The sequence below is a fragment of the Desulfosporosinus cupriresistens genome (assembly GCF_001707885.1).
Taxonomy (GTDB): domain Bacteria; phylum Bacillota; class Desulfitobacteriia; order Desulfitobacteriales; family Desulfitobacteriaceae; genus Desulfosporosinus.
The window spans coordinates 1-22,867 of sequence record NZ_MASS01000065.1 but is presented as its reverse complement, the minus strand read 5'-3'; the positions used below and the strand labels follow the sequence as shown (position 1 = coordinate 22,867).

General features: G+C 42.8%; 22 protein-coding genes and 1 pseudogene. 1 reads left to right on the top strand and 22 read right to left on the bottom strand.

Annotation, left to right across the window (positions count from 1 at the left end):
• The 10 genes from DSBG_RS18670 to DSBG_RS18625 form a co-directional block, all read right to left on the bottom strand.
• The coding region (locus tag DSBG_RS18670; protein WP_282434232.1) for a putative manganese transporter at positions 1 to 407 on the bottom strand (407 nt) is incomplete at its 3' end.
• Positions 392 to 1,339 carry a CobW family GTP-binding protein gene (locus tag DSBG_RS18665; RefSeq protein WP_083236968.1) on the bottom strand — a complete coding sequence of 316 codons (948 nt, stop codon included), beginning with the start codon at positions 1,337 to 1,339 and terminating at the stop codon, positions 392 to 394. The genes DSBG_RS18665 and DSBG_RS18670, both read right to left, overlap by 16 nt.
• 9 nt (positions 1,340 to 1,348) lie before the next feature.
• A complete protein-coding gene (locus tag DSBG_RS18660; RefSeq protein WP_068966076.1) occupies positions 1,349 to 3,091 on the bottom strand; it encodes an ASKHA domain-containing protein in 1,743 nt (580 codons plus the stop codon).
• A 1-nt stretch (position 3,092) separates the two neighbouring features.
• A complete protein-coding gene (locus tag DSBG_RS18655; protein ID WP_068966074.1) occupies positions 3,093 to 4,097 on the bottom strand; it encodes a uroporphyrinogen decarboxylase family protein in 1,005 nt (334 codons plus the stop codon).
• Positions 4,098 to 4,099: 2 nt separating this feature from the next.
• Positions 4,100 to 5,155 carry a uroporphyrinogen decarboxylase family protein gene (locus DSBG_RS18650; protein ID WP_068966072.1) on the bottom strand — a complete coding sequence of 352 codons (1,056 nt, stop codon included), beginning with the start codon at positions 5,153 to 5,155 and terminating at the stop codon, positions 4,100 to 4,102.
• A gap of 1 nt (position 5,156) precedes the next feature.
• Positions 5,157 to 5,804, bottom strand: coding sequence for a corrinoid protein (locus DSBG_RS18645; protein ID WP_068966070.1), 648 nt, complete (start codon positions 5,802 to 5,804; stop codon positions 5,157 to 5,159).
• A gap of 186 nt (positions 5,805 to 5,990) precedes the next feature.
• Positions 5,991 to 6,299: a hypothetical protein gene (locus tag DSBG_RS18640; protein ID WP_068966068.1), complete on the bottom strand. Its 309-nt coding sequence runs from the start codon at positions 6,297 to 6,299 to the stop codon at positions 5,991 to 5,993.
• Between the two features lie 362 nt (positions 6,300 to 6,661).
• Positions 6,662 to 6,934 (bottom strand): hypothetical protein, encoded by a 273-nt coding sequence (locus DSBG_RS18635; RefSeq protein ID WP_068966066.1) that lies wholly within the window; start codon positions 6,932 to 6,934, stop codon positions 6,662 to 6,664.
• 95 nt (positions 6,935 to 7,029) lie between these two features.
• Positions 7,030 to 9,450, bottom strand: coding sequence for a DNA gyrase subunit A (gene gyrA, locus DSBG_RS18630; protein WP_068966064.1), 2,421 nt, complete (start codon positions 9,448 to 9,450; stop codon positions 7,030 to 7,032).
• Positions 9,451 to 9,474: 24 nt separating this feature from the next.
• A complete protein-coding gene (locus DSBG_RS18625; RefSeq protein ID WP_068966062.1) occupies positions 9,475 to 11,388 on the bottom strand; it encodes a DNA gyrase/topoisomerase IV subunit B in 1,914 nt (637 codons plus the stop codon).
• A 236-nt stretch (positions 11,389 to 11,624) separates the two neighbouring features.
• Here DSBG_RS18625 and DSBG_RS18620 point away from each other — a divergent pair, with 236 nt between their 5' ends.
• Positions 11,625 to 12,377: a hypothetical protein gene (locus DSBG_RS18620; RefSeq protein WP_068966060.1), complete on the top strand. Its 753-nt coding sequence runs from the start codon at positions 11,625 to 11,627 to the stop codon at positions 12,375 to 12,377.
• A gap of 343 nt (positions 12,378 to 12,720) precedes the next feature.
• On the opposite strand, the gene DSBG_RS18615 is transcribed toward DSBG_RS18620, so the two are convergent.
• The 12 genes and pseudogenes from DSBG_RS18615 to DSBG_RS18565 all read right to left on the bottom strand — a co-directional run.
• Complete coding sequence (locus tag DSBG_RS18615; protein ID WP_068966058.1) at positions 12,721 to 13,815, bottom strand: GerAB/ArcD/ProY family transporter; 1,095 nt, start codon at positions 13,813 to 13,815, stop codon at positions 12,721 to 12,723.
• 20 nt (positions 13,816 to 13,835) lie between these two features.
• On the bottom strand, positions 13,836 to 14,225 hold the full coding sequence (locus DSBG_RS22065) for a hypothetical protein (protein ID WP_141694367.1): 390 nt from the start codon (positions 14,223 to 14,225) through the stop codon (positions 13,836 to 13,838).
• The gene (locus DSBG_RS18605) at positions 14,209 to 15,453 is read right to left on the bottom strand and encodes a Ger(x)C family spore germination protein (protein ID WP_068966056.1); all 1,245 of its coding nucleotides are present in this window, start codon (positions 15,451 to 15,453) and stop codon (positions 14,209 to 14,211) included. Before DSBG_RS18605 ends, DSBG_RS22065 begins: the two co-directional genes overlap by 17 nt.
• An 11-nt stretch (positions 15,454 to 15,464) precedes the next feature.
• Entirely contained in the window at positions 15,465 to 17,072 is a 1,608-nt protein-coding gene (locus DSBG_RS18600; protein WP_068966054.1) for a spore germination protein, read from the bottom strand.
• A 260-nt stretch (positions 17,073 to 17,332) separates the two neighbouring features.
• On the bottom strand, positions 17,333 to 18,439 hold the full coding sequence (locus DSBG_RS18595) for a 4Fe-4S dicluster domain-containing protein (RefSeq protein ID WP_068966052.1): 1,107 nt from the start codon (positions 18,437 to 18,439) through the stop codon (positions 17,333 to 17,335).
• Between the two features lie 224 nt (positions 18,440 to 18,663).
• Positions 18,664 to 19,002: an arsenate reductase family protein gene (locus DSBG_RS18590; RefSeq protein WP_068966049.1), complete on the bottom strand. Its 339-nt coding sequence runs from the start codon at positions 19,000 to 19,002 to the stop codon at positions 18,664 to 18,666.
• 141 nt (positions 19,003 to 19,143) lie between these two features.
• Positions 19,144 to 19,518, bottom strand: a complete 375-nt coding sequence (locus DSBG_RS18585) for a TIGR02328 family protein (RefSeq protein ID WP_068966046.1) — start codon at positions 19,516 to 19,518, stop codon at positions 19,144 to 19,146.
• A 112-nt stretch (positions 19,519 to 19,630) separates the two neighbouring features.
• Positions 19,631 to 19,890 (bottom strand): annotated as a pseudogene (locus DSBG_RS24355) (DUF350 domain-containing protein).
• A 5-nt stretch (positions 19,891 to 19,895) separates the two neighbouring features.
• Positions 19,896 to 20,453 carry a universal stress protein gene (locus DSBG_RS18580; RefSeq protein WP_068966044.1) on the bottom strand — a complete coding sequence of 186 codons (558 nt, stop codon included), beginning with the start codon at positions 20,451 to 20,453 and terminating at the stop codon, positions 19,896 to 19,898.
• Positions 20,454 to 20,478: 25 nt separating this feature from the next.
• Positions 20,479 to 21,063: a universal stress protein gene (locus DSBG_RS18575; protein ID WP_068966042.1), complete on the bottom strand. Its 585-nt coding sequence runs from the start codon at positions 21,061 to 21,063 to the stop codon at positions 20,479 to 20,481.
• Positions 21,064 to 21,295: 232 nt separating this feature from the next.
• Positions 21,296 to 22,642 (bottom strand): sigma-54-dependent transcriptional regulator, encoded by a 1,347-nt coding sequence (locus tag DSBG_RS18570; protein ID WP_068966040.1) that lies wholly within the window; start codon positions 22,640 to 22,642, stop codon positions 21,296 to 21,298.
• Positions 22,617 to 22,867 (bottom strand): sensor histidine kinase (locus DSBG_RS18565; RefSeq protein ID WP_141694366.1); only part of this gene is annotated, 251 nt, incomplete at its 5' end. The genes DSBG_RS18565 and DSBG_RS18570, both read right to left, overlap by 26 nt.

Genomic DNA, 22,867 nt, shown 5'->3' with positions numbered 1-22,867 from the left:
CCTTTGAGACGGTTACGTTTCTCCTTGATCACTAGGTTTATAAAATAGCCGGCTCCGATCCCTGCCAAGATCTTAATCCCTATAATCCCTAACATCAGAGACAGCTTATCCGGATGGGCTCCGATGACAATCAGGGCTTCATCTGAACCAGCCAGGAAAACGGCTATGAGCATCCCCAAGGAGATATAACCATTCCCATAAAGTTTGGCGAAAGCCACTGATATGCCGCATTGAGGGATGATTCCCAGTAGAGCCCCGCCGGGGACATCCAGTCGAGCGAGACGACTGAAAAAAGGTGTTCCTTTTTCGACCTTACCGGTAATCCAATTTGTTAAGAGGATAACCAGAAGCAAAATGGGAACAACCTTGATCACATCCTGGAAGCTGTCTGTTAGAATTTCAACCAACTAAACATCCCCTCACTTTTAATCTTAAACAAGTTCTTAATCTCCTGCTGCTTAAGATTTTTTCCAATCAGACACAGTTTGCCACTAGAGTTAAATTTACTTGGCGATACCATAAACTGTCCATTCGTATAACTAAAATCTAAGAAACCCTGAGGACTTTTGAGAAAACCCTTACCTCTCAAAACCTGGCCATATTGGGGCTGTCCCAAAAGAGAAAGAATAAGTTCTAGTTCCTCTTGGCTAAAAGCGCGCGAGGTCTTAAGGGCTAAGGTTTGGAATTCGTTTTCACTACAAGGTTTATACTCCGTATGAAGAATATCACTGAAATCCAAATCTGCTTGCCCATCAAGGAGATTCTCGACTTCGGCAGGACCTAAGCTATCCCAAGGCTTGTTGATTATTTCAGCATCTTGGTTAAATTCTCTGAGGGAAGTAATGATCTTATCTACGGTTTCACTCTCAACGAGTTGACTTTTACTTAAGGTTAGGAACGAGGCATTCGTGATCTGGTCCTCGAAAAATTCTCCAAAAATTTCACACTGCTGCAGGTAATTAACGCAGTCCACAACTGTCACTAGAGAGTTAATCTCCAGGAGGGCAGCGAATTCAGGTTTACGTAGAATATCGATAATTTCACTCAGGATACTGATGCCAGTTGGCTCAATAATAATCCTTTGAGGATGGAACTCTTTAATAATTCGGGCCAACATTTGGACAAAATCCTTTTGCATGATACAACAAATACATCCACTAGAGATTTCGAAGACTTCAAAACCTTCCCGCTCAATCAGTTCGCCATCAATGCCTATATCTCCGAATTCGTTTTCAATTAAAACTACATTTTCCTGTTGATGAACTTGAAGAAGTTTCTTAACCAGAGTGGTCTTCCCAGAACCCAAAAAACCTGAGATAATATCGACCTTAATCATCATTACACCCCCTTAAAAGCCCAACGCTTTAACAAAATAGTCCTGAAAGCGTGGATTTGTGGAAAGCTCTAGAACCTCAATCCTCTTCTTCAATTCCTGGATCTGGACCATCACACCTTTATTGATCAGGGCCAAACGGGCTCCTTCCGCCGAGGAATTACCAACAAAGTTTATCTTCCCTTTAAACCCTTTGGGCAGGAGACCGATTTCCTGAATACTATCTGGATTAATATGATACCCGAAGGCCCCAGCAATAACCGCTTCCTCTATAGCTTCGAGAGGGATGCCTGCTTCTTCGAGAAGTAGAGTAACGCCTGCGGAGATAGCACCCTTGGCCAGTTGAATCTGGCGGATATCTGTTTGGGAAATGTAAATTTCCTCAGTGAGATAAAACTTTTTATCCCGAACCCTAGCTTTGATTCGAGGGTCCAGGTTAGGGTTAAAGCGCCCGCTGGCCAGGACTAGTTTCTGTTTGACCATAGCTGCAGTGATATCAATCAATCCACTCCCGCAAATTCCCTTGGGTTGAGTAGCACCAATCGTAGTAAAATGAAGATTAAATGAATTATCTATTGAAAAGGTATCTATGGCTCCTTCTTCAGCACGGCAACCACATGAAATGTTCATGCCTTCCAAAGCCGGACCGGCAGCCGTCGAGGTAGCAATGAGCCTGCCTCCGAGATTTGCCACGATTTCACCATTTGTTCCAATATCTAAGAAAACTGCCGGGTAGTCTTTTTTGTCAAAGGCTGTGGCAACCACACCAGCAAGGATATCAGCCCCAACATAACCTGATGCTGAAGGCAAAAGAGTTACCCTTCCTTCCGGACAAATCAGTATTCCTGCCTCCCTAGCTTTCAGGTCAACTTGTTCAAGAAAGACTGGGCGATAGGGCGCTCGGGCTATGGATCCAGGGTAAATACCCAAGACAAAGTGCAGCATAGTCGTATTACCAGCTATCACTACCTGGTAAACACGCTCTGTTCTAGCAGTGGTACCAGTAAGGTTTATCACCAATTCATTTAGTTTTCCTACAATTGTTTTCCTTAGTTGAGCTGGCCCTTGGGGATTATCGAGACAGTAACTTATCCGTGATAAGACATCTCCCCCGAACTCTGTTTGAGGGTTTAGACAGGACTGTCTCTGGAGGATCTCCCCGGAGGCCAAATCTAGGAGATAAGCGGATATTCCTGTCGTACCTATGTCAATAGCCACTCCCAGGATTTCGCCAGGCCCGAAACCCAGGTCAACAAGGTCGTTGTCAACTAGGACACCATAAACGGGATTGGCATTGGCTCCCCGCTGTTCCAGTTCACCCGCCTTTTGATAAATGTCTGTGGTACCAGTGTTATAGGGTAGCCTTTCTAGGTAAGGCTGAGCCACCCTTTCGAGAGGTGGTAACATCACTTGTTTAACCAAGCTGTCAACTACAACTTCGATAGCCAAACTTTGATTAATAGTCTTAAGCTGATTACCTTTGGAGAGCAACTCAATCCAAACTTCTCCCTTTACTCGGGCCTGACAAGCCAAACGAATGTTCTGGGCATTGATGAACCCGCTTTCCAAATCCTCTGGAGGGTAAAGGTCACCCCAGGCCTTGATTTGGCATTTGCCGCAAAGCCCTAAGCCCGTACAGGGAGTCTCCAAGACCAGACCCGCTGCCCGAATACATTCAGTAAGACGCTCTCCTTCGGTAACTTCTATTGTAAGATCTTCTATTGCATGGTCCTCTTGGGTAAAATGCACCTTAACCATCTTAATTGTAAGAACCTTCTTTCACGTAATCTGTCATGGCTTTGAGATTGCTTATCGACGTTGCCATGCTAAGACCACAAGCGGGAGCAACGATATCCACCTCTGATTGGAGCGCATTGCGAGTGATGGACACGATTTTCGCTCGTTCCCCGGTATGCAGAAGTTGTGTACTTACATTGCCCATCAGTCCCGTTTTCAGTCCCTCTCGAGCGTTCTTCATGTTGACTATAGAATCAAAGCTTACTGCATTAGCGTTAACCTCATTCAGTGATCCGATGAGGTTCGTGGCATTACCGCAAATGTGGAGGATGACCGGTATGCCTTCCGTATGAAGAGCATTGATGATTTTATGATAGTAAGGAACCGCGAACTTTTGAAAATTGCGTGGTCCCAGTATTTCTCCTGTAGCCGTAGGATCCGATATGGAAATTACGTCAGCCCCAGCTTTGACCATCTCCAATGCGTATTTGACAAGATAGTCATTAATAAAGGTCAAAAAATGAGCTGCCCGTTCAGGGTCCCGTCTCAGCATTTTAAACATTTCTAGCGGATCAATGACTGAGGATGCAGTACTGATATGTCCAGAGACATTACCAATAACAGGAACCTTGTCGTTTCTGAGTTGACGAATCGCCTCTAAAATTACCCCCATTCTGCCACTGGTAACATCTGCTTGGGAGTAGTTTTCCATGATCGTTTCCAGGGGGTCGTCATTATACCGAGTAACTCTCGGTTCGATAAAGTTATCTCCTATATTAACGCTGGCACCTAAGGCTTCAACTTCAGAAGTTAGGCAAAATGGTACTCCATAATTTTCAAAGCCCGTTAGCTCACTGATCTTTTGCGCAGCACTTACCATGGCTTGAGTACCTGAGTGATGACCGCCCCCTACTTGATCGGATATCTCCGTAACACAGGCACTCATCATGCCTCCTGGGCAAATAACGGGAGGCCGGTCAACCCGGTCTCCCTTCAATGCGCTTAATAGACGTACTTTTTCATCCAAGCTTACTCACCTTCTTTATACTCATAAAGACCGTGACTCCGAGCCACATCAAGCATAGCCTGAATATGTTCGAAAGGCACTTTATTACCCGTTTCGCACCCTGTGGAGAGGATGAAGGCAGGGGTATAGCCTTTCATAGTGTCGATAGCCTCAACACAGACTTTTTCAATATCTTCCACGGGTCCAAATAGGAGTTCGTTGGCAGGATCAATATTACCAAGAATGAGTGCTCTGCCAGCAACCTTATCCCGAGCAATCGTGAGATCGCATTTATCGATACTAATTACATCAGACCCGGTATCGGTCATCTTGTCTATAATCTTGTGAGTCTTACCACAGATATGCAGCGGAACAAGTGCTTGGAGCTCGTGGGATAAGTCCACAAGTTCTTTAATATAGGGAAAAGCAATTTTATCAAACATTTTGGGGCTAAACAGACTGCCGGAAGCAATAGGTTCCAGGATAATAGGCATAGCACCGTAACGAACGATTTCTCGAATCAAGTTTTTGCAACTGTCGGTAGCCATTCTTAAGAGGGTATGGCAAAGTTCTGGATCAGAGTATGTATCGCGGGCAAAAGCTTCTACACCTCGCAGTGTGGCAGCGGTGGAAACGGGTCCAGAAAAGCAAACAGAGATAAAAACCTGGTCGCCTACTTCTTTATTAAGGATCTCCAGTGCTTCGTAGTAAACAGGCAGTTGACCGTCATTCTTTTCCGCAACTTTGATTTTACTTAAGTCATCCCGAGAGTTAATGATGGGAACCTCACAATTAGCCGGCTCATTCTCAGAATAATCCAGTTCAGCCCCCATAGCCTCAGCCACGTAGGAACAGTTCGTGAAAAGATAAATCAAATCATAGCCAAATTTCTTGAACGCAGCAAGATGCGCTTCAGCCATAACCTTGCCATCGAGTTGAAATTCTTTCACAGTTTTGCCAATGAGTTGAGCAGTATTTGTTGTTACAATTGGCATGCAGATAATTCTGTCGAGGGGTTTTCCGGTTAGAAGAGCCATAACCCTTTCTTTAGGGGTTAAAATATCTTCCCTGACTAACATATTAGGCCCTCCCCATCAGTTCTTTGGCTTTTCTCACAGCTGAGCTGGCATCATTTGCGTAAAGGTCAGCTCCGATTTTATCGCAAAAGGTCTGTGAAATAGGCCCACCGCCAATGAGAACTTTGTATTTGTCCCGAATATTTCTTTCCTTTAAACGATCTATGACAGTTTTCATTCCATCCATAGTCGTGGTCATCAAAGTAGACATGCAGATCATATCACTTTCAACTTCTTCAGCTTTATCAATAAATTGATTAAGAGGCACATCACGTCCAAGATCGTAGACTTCGAAACCCGAGGCTCCCGATAAAATTCGAACCAAGTTTTTACCAATATCATGGGTATCCCCTTCGACAACCCCAATGACTATCTTGATGGGTTTTTCCAGGGAATTTTTGTCTAGATGAGGATTCACCACATCAAGACCAGCGTTGAAGGCATCTGAGCACATCAGGACCTCTGGAAGGAAATATTCTTCTTCCTCATATAACCTACTGACCTCTTTCATGCCAGTGACTAAGCCCTCTGTAATCGTTTCATAAGCAGGTATGTTCTGTTGTATAGTTTCCTCAGCCAGTTCTGCCACTTTTTCAACTTCAAACTCTACCAAGGCGTGTGAGATTTCTTGAAACAATGTTGCTTTGTCCAATACTGTTACCTCCAATATTATAGATATGCTTATGATTATATATTAACATAAGTATATCTATATAGTATATAAGAATATTGACAAGCAACACCCACTGCCTTAGTAATTGAGAACTAAATAAAAAGCTATGCTAGTTAATCTTAACGAAAAACCGCATAGCTCCAACGCCATCTCACTTCACAATTTTTACTTCAACTTGCCTTGAACACTTAAAGCGTAATTAATATATTTCCTATCCTCAAATATGTCTTGAACAGTCAAAGGTACATATTCTTTAACGTACCTACCGACATCCGGCGTATAACAGTATTTGGTGAAATTATCCTGTTTGTCTATCCTAATGGTTACGGGCATATTGTCAACCACTTCTTCGCCCGGCAGGATACGTTCATACATCCAACTCTGTACATGGTACTGAGCGGGTGATTCGTTACCTATTTCCCTAAAGTGGTCTAGAAAGTATTGCGCATCTTCTAGCGTCTCGATATTTTTCATTTTTACAGCTCTCCTTTTGCTTTAAGGGGGAATACTGTGCTTTTACAGTCTGTCCGTCCTTCAACTTCATCCCCTGTAACATCTATCGACATCAATTAGCAATTGCCCTATAACAACCGCCCTTCATCCCCGACTGTCCGAATCCTTTCTTCCCTCCTTATATGCCTATTATCGACATTATATCAGATGACATATTCCCAGAGCAAAAGGTTGTTGGCTTTTTATTAAATAAGTTTGGTCAAGTTTGCTTAAGAAACAGATTTCACCTAATACCAAAGCTTTCAGTCAGACAGAAAAACCCTCTACAAATTTGTAGAAGGTTAAAATTAATTGCACCCGATTATTTTTAGGTAAATTCGTATCTATCCTTCCAAACGGTTCTCTATGGTTTCAAATGCCGATTTGAAATTATCATTATTAATTATTTGATCAATCATAATTTGTTTTTCATCGTTTGTGCATTCGTAAAAGATTGGATTTAGATCCCATTCATTTTCTGTTGGATAGTGACGCAAATTTGCTCTGACCGTTTTTTCCGTTTCACCATCTTTGAAGACTAACGTTAATGCGTAATTGTTAAAGTTATATTCATTATCAAAACCTGATCCGTTTACCGCAATATCGTAAATCTTCATTTCTAATACCTCCTCTTTAAAGCCCTCTTGTTTTATTATGTTGTTTCGGTAACTTCTTTATTCCTTTTTAAGATTTTAAGTGGGAGGTAAAAACCCTATATGATCTTAACCACGTAATCATCTAACAAAACTAAGACTAATTGTTTACCGGATTTGCCCCGAGAATCTCGTTTAACGTTCTTCATCTCTATCTGGGTTACGTTTCCACTAACTTGAATGATGTTTAACACGCTCTCATTTTTAACGTGATAAATACCCCTGATATAACCAGTTCCTACTGAGTCTACCTTTGCGATCGCAATTCCTTTTCCTGCCCGTCCTTGAGGTTTGTATTCTTCCAATGGAGTACGTTTTACAAATCCTCGTTCAGTTACCGTCACTAAATCCCCATAAGGGTCTTCTTCTGAGCTGGTCAGCAGCAGAGCATCAACAACCCGATCTTCATTGCCTAAAGCTATCCCTTTGACCCCGCGTGATTTGCGTCCCATTGGGTTAATTTCCGTTTCCTGGTAACGTATAGCTTGCCCTTGATGCGTGACGAGGAATACTTCCCCTTGGTTATTGCTCAGAAACACTTTGGCTACAGCATCGCCCTCTTTAAGTCCCATGGCTTCTGAGGAGCGAGCGTTTACAAAATCACTTACTGGACTCCGCATAACCAAACCATATTTCGTGACAAATAGAAAAAACGACGTATCTGAAGCGTCTTTGAGAGCAAGAATAGACACTACTTTTTCTTCCATAGACAAGGTTAATAAATTGGTTAGGGGTCCCCCTTTATCTTTAACCCCTGCCTCAGGAACAGTTTTCGCCTTAATACTATAGAATTTTCCGGTATGGGTAAAAAAATAAAGCGTATCCTTATCCGTGCAAGAGATCTTCTCTGCTAAAGTATCTCCATCCTTGTAAGCACAGATTAAGGCATTCCCTTTGTTTTTCTTTATTTGGATAGGCATCCTTTTAATAAATCCATTGCTTGTGAGCATAACTTCGATGAGACTTTCAGGTTCCGCAAAGGAACTTAGATCTAGCTGGTCTCTCATTGCCTCGGGTAGAATGAGGGTACGTCGATCATCGCCGTACTTATCAGCAATTTCTTTGAGTTCCTTCTTGATAATATCATAAACCTTATTCACATCCGCCAAGATACTTTCTAACTCAGCAATGAGTTTTAAGGCCTCGGCATGTTCCTTCTTAATACTATCCAGTTCAAAGTTGGTTAAGTGTTGCAACTTCATATCGAGAATGGCCTGCGCTTGAGTCTCGGAGAGCTCAAATCGGGTAATAAGTGCAGCCTTGGCTATGGAAGGAGTCTTACTGGCCCGGATAAGGGCAATTACTTCATCTAGGTTATTGATGGCGATAACTAATCCTTCAAGAATGTGGGCGTTTAAACGGGCTTTTTCTAAATCAAATTCTGTCCGTTTCGTGACCACGATTCTGCGGTGGGTAATAAATGCCGCGTTGATCTCTTTAAGTCCAAGGACCTTCGGCGTACCTTCGGCCGTAATAACTAAGTTGATAATTCCAAAGGTATCTTCCATCTGAGTATATTTATACAGAAGACGTAAGATTTTCAGGGGATCAGCATCTTTTCGACATTCAACGACAAGTCGGATTCCCTCCCGATCGGATTCATCCCTGACCTCGCTTATGCCCTCAATTTTATTTAAATCTGCCAGCGTTTCGATTTTGGCAGCCAGCGTTGATTTATTAACTTGATAAGGAATTTCGGTGATTACGATTAAACTTTTGCCATTTTTACCTTGTTCGATCATCGCTTTACCACGCATCGTCACTTTTCCGCGTCCGGTTTTATACGCATTGTCTATACCCTCTGTGCCGATAATCAAACCACCGGTGGGGAAGTCCGGCCCACTCACCTTTTCTCTCAGCTCATCCACTGAAATCTCAGGCTTATCGATTTGCAAGATCACGCCGGTTACGACTTCCCGCAAATTGTGAGGAGGCATATTAGACATCATTCCGACGGCAATTCCAGACCCTCCGTTGACTAAAAGGTTAGGGAAAGGGCTGGGGAGAACGACAGGTTCTTTCAGCCGTTGATCATAGTTTGCTTTGAAAAGGACCGTCTTCTTCTCGATATCTTGAGTCATCAATTGAGATAGATGGGTCATTCTCATTTCCGTGTACCGCATAGCTGCCGCATTATCACCATCAATTGAACCGAAATTTCCCTGACCATCCACCATAGGATATCTTGTTGCCCAAGGTTGGGCCAAACGGACAGCTGCATCATAGATCGAAGAGTCACCGTGAGGATGGTATTTTCCCATGCAGTCCCCAACTAAGCGAGCTGACTTGCTGTACGGTTTATCCGTATGCATCCCTATTTCATCCATTGAAAAAAGAATTCTGCGATGAACCGGCTTAAGCCCATCTCTAACATCGGGAACAGCCCTCTGTAAGATAACATGTTTGGAATAACCCAAGAACGATTCCGGTAAGACGTCTTCGAGTGGACGCTGATTGATGTTGTCTTCAGTTATACTCATCGGGTCTTATCTCTCCTTAATAACCTACATATCATCTTCCGTAAAGACAATGTTTTCCATCAGAAAATCTCGCCTTGGCTCTACTTGCTCACTCATGAGGATTCTAAGCTTACGCTCTGCTTCCAGAGTATCATCAATCGTCACTTGGATCATGCGCCGATTTACAGGATTCAAGGTTGTTTCCCAAAGCTGTTCAGGATTCATTTCGCCAAGTCCTTTATAACGTGAGATCTTGGCCGTCTTGCCTAAATCCTTAAGTTCTCTCTTCAATTCATGATCATCGAAAGCGTAGCGTATTATCTTACCTCGCTCCTTCTCCACTTTGTACAAAGGAGATTGCGCGATATAGACCCTTCCACTCAGAATGAGTGGTTTCATGTATCTGTAGAAAAACGTTAACAATAGACAGCGAATGTGTGCTCCGTCAATATCAGCATCCGTCATAATACAAACCCGGGAGTAGTTGCCCTTTTCTAAATCAAATTCTTTGCCGATTCCCGAACCAACGGCCGTGATAATACTCCTGATCTCCTCATTTCCTAAGACCTTATCTATCTTAGCACGATAAGTGTTAATGACCTTGCCCCGCAAAGGAAGAATAGCCTGAAATCGCCGATCTCGCCCCATTTTGGCCGAACCGCCTGCACTATCCCCTTCGACGAGGAAAAGTTCATTACGTGATTTATCCTTCCCGCTACAGGCCGCAAGCTTACCGCTAAGTGCTTTTACCTCGGCATCACGCGCTTTCTTTTTAAGCTCCTTAGCCTTCTTTGCAGCCAGTCTTAACAGGCAGGTTGTCAATGTCCGATTGATAACGTCTTTGGCTATAGAAGTGTTTTGCTCAAAGAATTGACAGATTCCCTCATTAGTTAGCGACTGAACAAGGCCCTCAACTTCCATATTAGAGAGTTTGGTCTTGGTTTGCCCTTCAAATTGAGGATCTTTAACCTTGAGTGATAGTACACACGTTAGACCGTCTTTAAGGTCATCCCCAATAAGACTCTCATCTTTTTTGAAAAGATTGTTCTTACGACCGTAGTTATTAAAGGCTTTCGTTAAAGCCGTGCGAAAACCTGACTCATGAGTTCCCCCTTCATCCGTGGGGATATTGTTCACATAAGAGTGTAAAGATTCATCATCTCCGTCGTTATACTGAATAGCACACTCAATAACGACATCATCCTTTTCTCCTTTAAAATAGATCGGTTTCTTATGGACCGGGATAACACTTGATTCCTTAATTAAGTGCTCAACAAAACCTATCACTCCATTTTTAGGGGAAAAGATTTCTGACTTTGTCTCTCCACGTAGATCACTAAGGACAATAGTTAAACCGTCATTGAGAAACGACAACTCCATTAAACGGCTTCTTAATGAATCATATTTGAAAACGGTCGTTTCTTTGAAGATTTGTGGATCGGGTTTAAAAATCACGGTTGTGCCAGTACCTGTTATCTTTTTCTTGACGACGTGCAGATCTGACTTGAGCTGACCTCCATTGACATACTCAACTCGATAAAGTTTTCCGCCTCGTTTTATGTCAACTGTTAGATAAACCGACAAGGCGTTGACCACGCTTGCTCCGACTCCATGCAATCCTCCAGAGGTTTTATAGGTATCCCCACCAAATTTACCGCCAGCATGCAACGTCTCAAAAGCCAAACGCACAGCCGCAATTTTCTTGACAGAATGTATGTCAACCGGAATCCCTCGCCCATTGTCCTCGATCGTTATCGATCCATCTATGTTAATAGTAACAGCGATTTGATTACAAAATCCGGCACCGACTTCATCAATTGCGTTATCGATGATTTCATAAACACAATGGTGAAGCCCTCTACTCCCGGTGGAACCGATATACATGCCAGGACGTTTGCGTACCGCCTCCAATCCTTCTAGGACCTGGATAGATTCTGCGTTATATTGCGTTTCTGACAAGACCAGTTCACTTCCTTAAAGATTCGCTATTTTTGATGGCTACCCACCGATAAGTACAATATCACCTGTTGAGCCACTTTGTCTAGGTTACTTGCTAATTTAAATAAAAACCGAGGCTTTTGCCCTCGGTCTTCTAACTGTTCTTAGCTATTAAAAACAACCACCAGCATCTTGGAAATCAGGTACATTTATCGGGAAATTTCCATAATCTAGAATAGGAAGAGAGGATTATAGTCATGGATAATATTTATTCGGCGTTTTCTAATAGCATATGTCCCTTACCTGGATCGAATTCTAGTGAACCAGTTTCTTGTGAATGTCGTTATCCTACAGAACCTTTAAATTTTGGCGTATCGATTTTTGCTCCCGTTAGCTCTGTACCGGGAAGCTCTACGTTTTTTTTCCTACAGCCTCTGTTAACAGGAAAAGTAGTTGCCTCCGTAGGTTTTCTCATCGCCTCTCAGCTTCTTCTATTTCTTGCTGACCGTCTTTTTGGTCTTGAATCGATGCCAATTCAAAGCAGACCTGCTATATCTCCCGAACAAACTGTGCGGATGTCGTTAAGGGATTTACAAGATTTCTTGGCCTCAGTATCACGCGATATCCAGCCTTCAACCGGTACATCCACTCCTTCGACTGGTACATCTGCTCCTTCGAGAGAAGATATTAGTACTGGTACTATTGAAACACCGGAGGCTCCCTTAATATTTGCTTTAGCCGTTTGGAGTGATTTCACTGATAAACCCTATAGTCCATCTGTCTTTCTTCTTATTCCTGTGTTTACGTTTCCAGGCTTAAGAGGGGCATTGCCATTGCTGATCTTAGAGCTCTTAGCAACTATTTTTATCAGGGCTGTGGTACCGCCGAAAACGACTGGTTCTCGACCATTGACTAATCCTGCTTCAACTAATAACTTACCGCCATTTCAATTTTCACCAGAGGATGTATTAAAATTATTGAAACGGTTCAATAAACACTTTGGAACATGACATCTGTTTCCATAGCTCTCCGCACATCTTTCAATTAAAGAGAATCTCAATCCCATGTGCTTTTGGACTAGCCTTTCTTAAAAGTTGGTATCCTATGGTTAAAGGGTTACAAATTCAATGAGCGGGGTGTTGCTTATGGAAGTCGGCGGTCTTTACAATATTCTAGCTGTTGTCACCGGAATATCCATAGTTACGACTGGTTGCCTAATTTCTTACCTATTTCAAAAAAAGCTATTTAATAAATATCGTGATACGGTTAGGAATGAAATGGACAAGGCACACGCTCGGAACCTCCAGTACTCCCCAACAAAAAAGTATGACAACTCATCCACACAAACCTCGATCAAGCCGTTCCCCGCTTATTCAATACCAACGCAGTCGCAAATAGGAAGAGTTCAAGGCCAGTCTCAACGAAAACAGCAACAATAGGAAAAGTATAGTGAAAAAAATTCGTCTGGTTGAGGCTACTTGGAAAGGAGACAATGCAGAACACTAAGGATAGTAACGCCCCTGGATAAATAAGTGGCTGGTAGGTCTTCAGTCCAACTATTTGGGCGAGCCCCTGTCCGAAAGCCCACAGCAGGCTGGATGAGGCCACGATTCCCGAACCAACGAGGATCAGTAGCCAAACCATCTCAACTCTTTCAAGATAGTTACTAAAATTGATCATTTTGGCGAGCTGGAGCCCGGGTGAGTACATGTATTGCGCATCCTCAATCCCGAAGATGCCCACTGATAATGCAGTAACCAGACCCACTACCAATGCCCCCATACTGACAGCACTAAACTTTGCCAGAAAGCCGTTCTCTGGTCGGTTGCAAAGCGGGATATACATGGCCATTATAATACAAACACCGAAACTGGTAAGCATTAAGGGCGTACCAATCAGGAAAGGCGCTATACCTTCATCAAACTGAGGTTTCAGCCTCTCGAGGTGAACAGCAGGTAGAACTAAGCAGCATAGGGTGACAATACTGAAGAAAAACAGAGGCCCTAGGACTTCTGTCATTCTAGCAATTACTTCAAGCCCTTTACGACCTATGAAAGCGCTGACCAGGAAACTAGATAACAGGATAACATTGAAGGGAGTCATTGGTAGAAAGATGGTGTTAACTACCTGGCTTAAGCCCTGCAACATTGAGGAGCACACTAATAAGAAGAAGAGTGGGAATAAAATTCCGACCATCCTGCCCAGATACTTTCCCAGGATGGTGATGCTGTACTGGACGAAATTTTCTCCAGGAAAGCGGATGCCCATATAAGCGTAGACTAGGGCCAGCATGACATCGAGAAACCAGGCGCTGACTACGGAGAGCCAGGCATCCCTCCCGGCCTGCATTATCAACATACTCGGGATTTGCATAGCCGCAAGGGTGGTTATAATGATAAACAACATCCAAACGAACTGTTTGGTGTTAATAATTCCTTTCTCCGGCATCCAATCACCTTTCTTTATGTCTACTTAAAAATAGCTTTACCTACTGGTTCGAGCAATCGTTCCAGGAGCGATAGAGGAGACGGAAATCCAAGGTAGTTGCCCGCTGCCAGTAGGATGGCCATGCCGAGGAGAGCGCTCATAACGGCCAGCTCTTTCCACTGGCCTTGTTTTCCAAGAGGTATCCCTTCCGCCAAACTAATGGCCAGGGCAACAAAAACAATTAGAATGATCATTCGTTTATCCTCTTCCAAGACTCCCACTTCTATAAGTGGGGTTCCACTCTCTGCTTCCTTTGGGACCAGCGGCTTCGGCGATAGTCTCCACTGGAGACTATCGTCACTGGAGGCTTTTTCAATCACCAAAATCTCGCTGTTCAGCTTAAGGTCAATAAGTTCACTCCTCTGACTCACTTCGCAGGGTGGGGTTGCTTATCGTTCCAGAACTCAGAATCTTGACCTTACAGAAAATCTGATAATCTACAGTAGGAAAAATATCATCCCAGTTATCCTTGATCTGCTTCCATTCTAGGGGATAATAGTCATGTAGATTTTCAGCAAAACCGACACAGTCAGACTTGAGCTCTTTCTGGGCTGTGTTAATGGTATGTTCAAGTTGAAGTTTCATCGTTTCCGCAGTCTGGAGTTCCAGTTGTGCTACCACCTTGGGATCGACCAGGTTTACACCGGTTGCTGTGAGTTCATGGATTAAGACCTTAGTCGTACACTCAATATTCATCGTTATCCCTTCTTCTGTGATATGTGGGGTAATGGTCGTTTGGCCATCCTCGATTTCAAAAATGATATCTCCTTTGTCCCCGTTAGTCTGTGCCTGGGGAGCATAAGCCAATGTTATACTACTCCCTTTCGGAGAGTCCACAAGCCACTTATGGGCTCTTGTGTCATCTTCATTCAGCACACCCACCATTCTTAGATTTTTGAAAATGGCAGTCTTTCCTATGGTCAGGGTTTTAGGCTTCTCCTCGGTGTCCAGAGACCTGCCGACAACCTTTGCCAACTGGTTAGTAACCTGCTTGTCTATGTCTTCCAACTGGGCTAATGGGGTAAAGCTAACATGCGATTCACCATTGAGTCGGGCAAAAAAATCATTAAAGTTCATAGGTACGACCTGACCCGCTTTTTTGAAATTTTGCAGAATATGATCTAATCCTCTACCTGGCAACTGCTCTAAGGCAATGTCTTTCTCTATAATCTCCTTAGCTGTCTTGTCGGTGGTAAGAATCCAGTTGGTGCGTCGGGATTCCCTGGCGCGTTTTAAGTCGTCCAGGATTTCGCCTATACCCGTTTCAGCCAAGTCCCTTCCCAAGACCGCCGTCTTACAGTGAGAAAGTACAATGCGTCTGGTAGACTGTTTGCCTAAAGAGAGGATAGCCTCAGACAACGACTTACCTTCGCTATTCATTATAATGTAAGATTTCTCTCCCCCTTGTCCTCCAATCTGTTTACTACTCCCCTTCCCCTCAGGCTTCCCAATTTGCACGGTCAAGAGGATATTTTTACTCCCCGGTATACGGTCAATCCCAAGTGCGAGAACAGTGGCAAGGCGATCTACTTCCTGATAGTCCCAGCAGCCAGTTGTTAGTAAGGAGATACATACCAAAATCAAAGCCAGTTTACGCATAATTAACACCCTTATTGTTCATTTTCATCGGGCGGGGCTGGTTTGAGGAAGAATTTCTGCCTCTGTGTGTTGTTATTATTATTCTTTGCGATTAGACGAGGCCTTTCCCCCATAGCCCACCAGGGGAACCTCATCACTAAGTCTTTGGCATCTTGCAGGTTAAAAGGAGCGAGCGGAGCAAAGTAGGGTACCCCGAATGAACGCAGGGATACAAGATGTGCCTGCATGACCAGTAAGCCCAGTAAAATCCCGTAAAGACCTAAGGTAGACGCTAAAAATATCATGCCGAACCGCAGAACCCGGATTGCCAGGGCAAAGCTGTAGGAAGGAACTCCAAAGGAGGAAATACCAGTCAGGGCTACTATAATCACCGTAATAGGTGAAACCATGCTGGCCTGCACGGCCGCGTCCCCGATGACTAGTCCACCCACAATACTAACCGCTTGTCCCACCGGCTTTGGAAGCCTTATCCCGGCCTCCCGTAACGCCTCAAATGTAACTTCCATCATTAAGACCTCAATGACTGTGGGAAAAGGAGCCCCCTCGCGCGCGGCAGTGATACTGATCAACAGTGGAGTGGGAAGCAATTCTCGGTGAAAGGTAGTAATGGCAATGTATAGAGCGGGAAGAAGCAATGCCAAATTGAGGAATAAAAAACGCACTGCCCGAACTGATGTGGCATAAATAGAGCGGTCATAATAGTCCTCACTGGACTGTAAAAACTGAATCATCATAGTGGGTACTATTAAGACAAACGGGGTTCCGTCAGTAAAAATAGCTACCTGACCCTGTAAAATTCCAGCAGCTACCTTGTCAGGCCGTTCGCTGTGATCAATCTGTGGAAAGAGCGTGAAAGGTTCATCTTCGATCATTTCTTCAATGTAAGCGCTCTCCAGCACCGAGTCCACGTCGATCAAAGATATTCTTTTTTTTACCTCGTTAAGCACCTTGATGTTGGAAATTCCTTCTATGTAGGCGATATTCACCTCCGTCTTGGTGACCCGCCCCAAGACGAACTTCTCCAGTTTTAAGTTAGGAGTTTTGATTTTGCGCCGCAACAACGCGGTATTTGTACGCAAGCTTTCGGTAAACCCCTCCCGCGGGCCCCTAACCACCCCTTCCGTAACTGATTCAGAAATTGGTCGGCCCACAAAACCCTTGGTTCCTATTTGCAGGGCTCTGGCGGTTCCCTCCAGCAACAAGACGACACTTCCCGTTAGTATGGCATCAGTGACTTCCCCAATTGTAGAGATTTCTGTGATGTTGCCGATTTCCAGGAATACGTTTTTAATCATTTCGAGATTATTAGACCCGGAAATTTCAAGATTTGAACACCGGATGTTCACTAAAGATTTCAAAATATCTTGGTTAACCGTTTGTTCATCGGTAATCCCGTTCACATACAGAAGCAGGACAGGTACTAGTTCCAGTCCTATCTTTAATTCTCGGTAGGCGAAATCTGTACAATTAGCAAACATAGACTGCAATGTATTCAGGTTTTCAGCCAAAGAATTGTTCAAAGGCGCGTTTTCCTTTTTAGCATCAGTCTCAGCCGTAAAGACCTGGCTTAACTCAGGTTTCGGCGCTTTTTTTCTTTTGCGTGACCGAAAGAGCCGCATTCCGCCTCACATCCTGTAAGTTTATTATTTAGACTAATTTGTATTATCTGCGCATTGTAGAAGTAGTATGCACATCAGATTTGTCGCCAGGAGTTATGCTGTCCACCCAATAAGGTCAACGCCACCGTGAAATAAGAGGGGTTTGAGGAAGTCAATAGATAAAGAAGCCTGATTCCAATCACACGACCAGAAAACAGACTTCTTTATTAATTCAATGCATTACCCTTTTCGACAATTTAAGCTAGATTCTAAAGGTTGGTTTACCGCCCCTTCTCCATGGCTACTCGCCTTAATTTTTCCCGACCGTTCCTTGGGGGAACATACAACACAGAGCGGCGAGACATGGTTAGTGAACCGCTTGGACAAGCAGCGGAACAAACTCCGCAGCCGATACAGACATCATTATTCAAAATTGGTACCGATAGGCCCTTGCCTTGATCAGTCATAGTAATTGCCTTAATTTGGCATTTATCAACGCAAAAACCACAGCCTAAACAACTTTCCAACTCTAGTGATGGAATAAAATTACTGGGGTGCGTGGCGAAAACCTGCTGTTCATTGATACCACGGAGGACTTTACAGCAACAACCACAACAGTTGCAGATATAGGTTGGCTTATTCAGCACGTTATCACACAGATGAACTAATCCAAGTTCTTGGGTCTGTTTAAGCACCTTCAGCAAGTCATCTACTGTGGCAGGTTTGCCCAGACCTTTGCGCACTATCCATTCTGCAGCACCACCGAGGGACATACAAACGTCTACTGGCGCATCGCAGGCTTTACCAAGGTGGGCTGCTTCGTGACGACAAGCACACATGGAAATTGCTCCACCACCGGATTGCTTTATAATTATTGATGCTTTCTCGTAGTCTAGTACTTCCGTTTCTACAGCCACAGGTATTAGACTTTCATAAATCAGAGTCCGCATAATCTTAGTATTAATTCCTGCAACTTCATTCATGACTCCATCTCTGTGAAAGTAGGTTTCGAATAGCTCTGCTAACTCCTTTAAGGTCGCATGATCTCCTGCCCTCATGAAGGTATACTCAAAGAATCCTACTAACATCGGGGCCAACATATAATAGAAGGAATCTTTACGAGGAATGTCTAAAACCAAACCCTTGTCAGACATTCCGTCTAGGATCATTTTTAATTCTTTTTCATCGATGCCTGTGATGCTGGCGATCTTATCCAAGGTCATTGGAAGCAAAGGAAATTTACTTCCCACAATCGCTTCGCTTTCCGTATAGAGTCGATGAAGAATAGCCATGAGGTCTTCGTTGATTAGTGCGCCTTCTGGCGTCTTGCTTAGGCGTTCCGCCAATGCCTGATATATCTCTTCTTTGGCATTTGTTATATGTCCCACACGCCTACTCCCTCTAATCTTGGGATTGTATAATACACTATCGTACAATCCTATGATTAATAAACTCCTGTTTGAGGTCTCTAATCTCTACGTTTCATCCAAGCGTTTTTGTCTCATTTCCTTTTAAATACCTTTTGTTTCCTCGATGCCCTTGACAATCGTATACCATGACCTTTTCACGGCCTCAATCATATCTCCAATGTGAAGCTGTTAAACTAACTTTATTATTCCCAAGATTCCCATACATCTGGTTTATAGCCGACAGTCGCTTGTTTGCCATTGCGAACGATCGGCGTTTTATAAAGACTAGGGTTATTTAATAGCATCTCTTCTCTACCATCTGAAGAAATAATATGATCCATGTTTAATTTTTTATAATCCTTAGATTCACTATTAATTAGATTCTTTAATCCTACAGCAGCTTTCACACTTTGCAATTCTCCCTTGCTCAAGCCAAGGATTGTTAAATCAACAAACTGGTATTTTATTTTTCTTTCTTTAAAATAACGTTCTGCTTTTTTAGTATCAAAACATTTCTTAAAGCCGAAAATTTGAATATTCATCGCCCTAAACTCCTTAAAAGAACTATCTATTAAGATTATAGCAGTATTCAAGAGGTTAAAACAACTTAAAAGCCCGCAGAAACTGCGAGCTTTATCAAATCGACAAACCAAAATTTAAATACCCTTTGTTCATAAAAAGTACTAAAGCTCCACACCTTTTTGTTTGAGATTAGCCAGGCATTCTTTACGATAAGCGTCATTGTGTTCTGGATAAATAGGATTTTCTACAGTAGCCTCTAGCTCATCAGACAAAATGGTTTGCCAAGGTGCCGTATTTCTTCCCCGATACTCTGGGCAGAACCATTGTTGATCGGGTTTATATCCCCTACGTTCCATTTCCAAAAGAACAAGACAATGATAGTTAACAAGCCGTCTTACATTATGTGAGAATACATAATCGACTGTGGAATGTTTCCTGCCCCATCCTTTTCCTCGCAGAGCACAGCATTCTCTGTGTTGTCCAAGGATTTGGGGGCGCGGCAATAAGGGGAGGAGATCCTGATGCCATAGTCGCATGTTCTTCCTCTTTTCTAGATAGTGTAAAACGTTTAACTGAAGTAAAGCATCGAGGCTTTCCGCGCCCGCTTGAAGTGGGAGTCTCATTCCTTACGTTTACCAAGATAAGGAATTAATAACTGATTAAAGAAGCCATTAATATTCCTGTTGCTATACTTAAACAAAACGAGAAAATACCGACCGCAACATTGCCCTGAGGTATTTCACGACGAATTGAATAGTAGGTGTTAATAATTCAAAGAGCCAATATACGATAATTAAGAAGACCGTCCCAGTCAGGGTCCAAACAGTCATATCCAGGAGGTCTACAGAGTGGAAAATGGCTGATGCAAATTTCTTCGATTGCAGTCTCCAAGAGGGGATATTTGACAATGACCTTAGCCCTCAGTGTTAGACAAGTAATCATCAATAAAATCTTGAGGAAGCTTCTTGATTAATAATACTGGTATTTCAGATTTGTTAAGTACATTATGCGCTAAGCTCCCAAAAATTAATCCTTTTAAGCTAGAAAGCCCTCGTGTGCCCATAACGATTAATTCAAATGAGTTTTTAGTCGCATAATCAAGAATAACATCTACCGTATCAGATATTTCGGAAATCTTGCTATCAGAATATAATTCCTGATGACTGACGTTGAGTTCACGCTTTAAAAATATTGCGTTGGTTTTATTAAGTATTTCATGATACTCACTTGTAGTTTCGGTATCAGATTCATCGAGCACGTGTTTCATCCATTCTGATGTGGGGCTAACTGGCCAAGTATCAATCCAACTATATTTTTTTTCCATCGAAACTTCGTCGCGTTCATGTACCTGTACAACCGTTAAATACATATTGGGCATTAGCTTCAACAGATTAGCAGTATAAACGGCAGCGGAAAAAGCCTGATGTGATCCATCGGAATAAAGAAGTACCTTAAACTTGAAATCATCCATGTCAATACCTCCTAAGTTAATATGATCACTCTGCGATTTTAGGCAAGTAGCAATGACCCTCAGCATCAACAGCTGAGCAGTAACGATCGATAAACTCTTGAGGAAGTTTCTTAATTAACAACACGGGTATGGTCGATTTGCTGAGTACACTATGCGCCAAACTGCCGTGAATCAACCCTTTTAAACTAGTCAGACCTCGCGTTCCCATAATGATTAACCCAAAAGCATTTCTTGATGCGTAACCAAGAATTGCTTTAACAGTGTCCGGAATATTTGGATTAGAGTATATTACCTGCTGGTTTACCTTGTGTCCTCTTTCTAAAAAGATTTCTTTCGTTTTAGTAAGTATTTCCGAATATTGCCTGATCTTATCTGAATCAGCTTCGCCCATTAAGTGTTTCACCCAGTCCAAATCAGGGTTAGTCGGTCGAGTCTCCATTGTATCAGAGTCATCCCAGACTGAGCCTTCTACACCTTCTTGTACATGCAAGACAGTTAACTGCATATTGGGTATACTGTAAAATAGGTTTGCTGCATAAACAGCTGCAGAAAAAGAATGCTGTGTACCATCTGAGTAAAGGAGCACCTTTAACATATTGGTATTAGTCATTCAAACACCACCCTTTACTAATTCTTCTAATTTGACTCAATTATACCATGATTATTACTTCAAAAAACAGCGCTATTCTTGGTACAAATTAGTTCTTTTCATCAACCTCTGTTTATGTTCGAAAAGTACGAAAGGCAAGCTCCCTGCTTGCCTTCAATGTATAATTAACTCTATAAAGAACTGGCGTTCGCATCTATTGGAACAAATCTCCAAAATGTGGCTAATGCATTGACTATATCTTTATGCCATACTTTTGGAGGCGATAAAGTAAAGTAGGACGAGAAATTCCCAGATATTTAGCGACTTTGGTCTGGTTATTATTATGCTTCTCTAATGCCTTGATGATTAGGTGTTTCTCCAACTCTCCCAAAGTGAAGCCACCCTCTGTTAGGTTTATAACAGGCGTTGAAGTTTCCTCTAAACTATTCAGTAATTCCTTGGGAAAATGTACCGGCTGAATTTCAGCACCCTGACAGACAATAAGCGCTCTTTCGATTACGTTCTGCAGTTCCCGTATGTTCCCGGGCCAGTTATAGTGGGTTAGGATCTTCATTGCCTCTGGAGAAATTTTTTTGTTATGAGAAGGATCAAATTTTTCAAGGAAATGATTTACAAGAAGAGGAATATCTTCTTTCCGTGATCTAAGCGGCGGCATAACGATACGCATGACATTCAACCGATAATAAAGGTCTTCTCTAAAGGTTCCTTTAGAAATGGCCGCGGCAAGATCTATATTTGTGGTTGCAATGACCCGTACATCGACATGGATCGTGTCAGTTCCTCCTACTCTTTCAAAGCACCTTTCCTGTAGTACTCTCAGTAACTTCACTTGCATATTGAGCGGCATTTCTCCGATCTCATCCAAAAGAATCGTACCTTGATCTGCAATTTCAAATCGGCCCTTTTTTTTACTGGCAGCCCCTGTAAAGGCCCCCTTTTCATGACCAAATAGCTCACTTTCCAACAGTTGCTCCGAAAGAGCTGCACAGTTTACCGCTACAAAGGGTTTATCTACTCGGTTGCTAGCTTTATGTATTTCCACAGCAGCTACTTCTTTACCGGTTCCGCTCTCACCAGTTATCAGAACAGTAGTTCCTGTTTTTGCAACCTGTCTAATCAAGAGGGCAACCTCTTTTACAGGCTCACTTTGACCGACAATTTTTCCGTATTTCTTGCCAAGTTTCTGATGTAACAGATTAACTTGCTTTTTCGAATTAGACAAATGTAACGCTTGCTTAACCAGAACCTTCAACTTATCGAGCTTAAAAGGTTTAGTAATATAATCCGTAGCCCCGATTTTCATGGCTTCGATTGCTGTGTCAATAGTACCATGCGCGGTAATCATAATCACCGGAATACTGGGGTTTATTTTTTTTATCTCTTTTAACACCTCAATACCATCAATATCTGGCATCTTTAGATCTAATATGACTATCGATGGGTTGGTTTCTCGGGTCAGATCAATACCTTGCAAACCTCTTGTGGCTGTAACTACCTGGTAGCCTTCATGACTTAGTGCCCTCTCGAGGGCCCAGCACATTCTTTCCTCATCATCAATTACCAGAATTCTTGGTGTCAAGAAGATCACTCCTGTCGTTACATTGTGGAATTACAGGAAGATTAATAATGAATGTTGCCCCTTTGTCCAACTCACTATCTACGTCTATCGTTCCACCATGCAATTTGATATTTTGATAGGATATCGATAGTCCCAGACCAGTGCCGGTTTTTTTGGTCGTATAGAAGGGATCAAATATATTCGACGTTTCCTCTGCTGGAATGCCCTCTCCTGTATCCGAGAAAA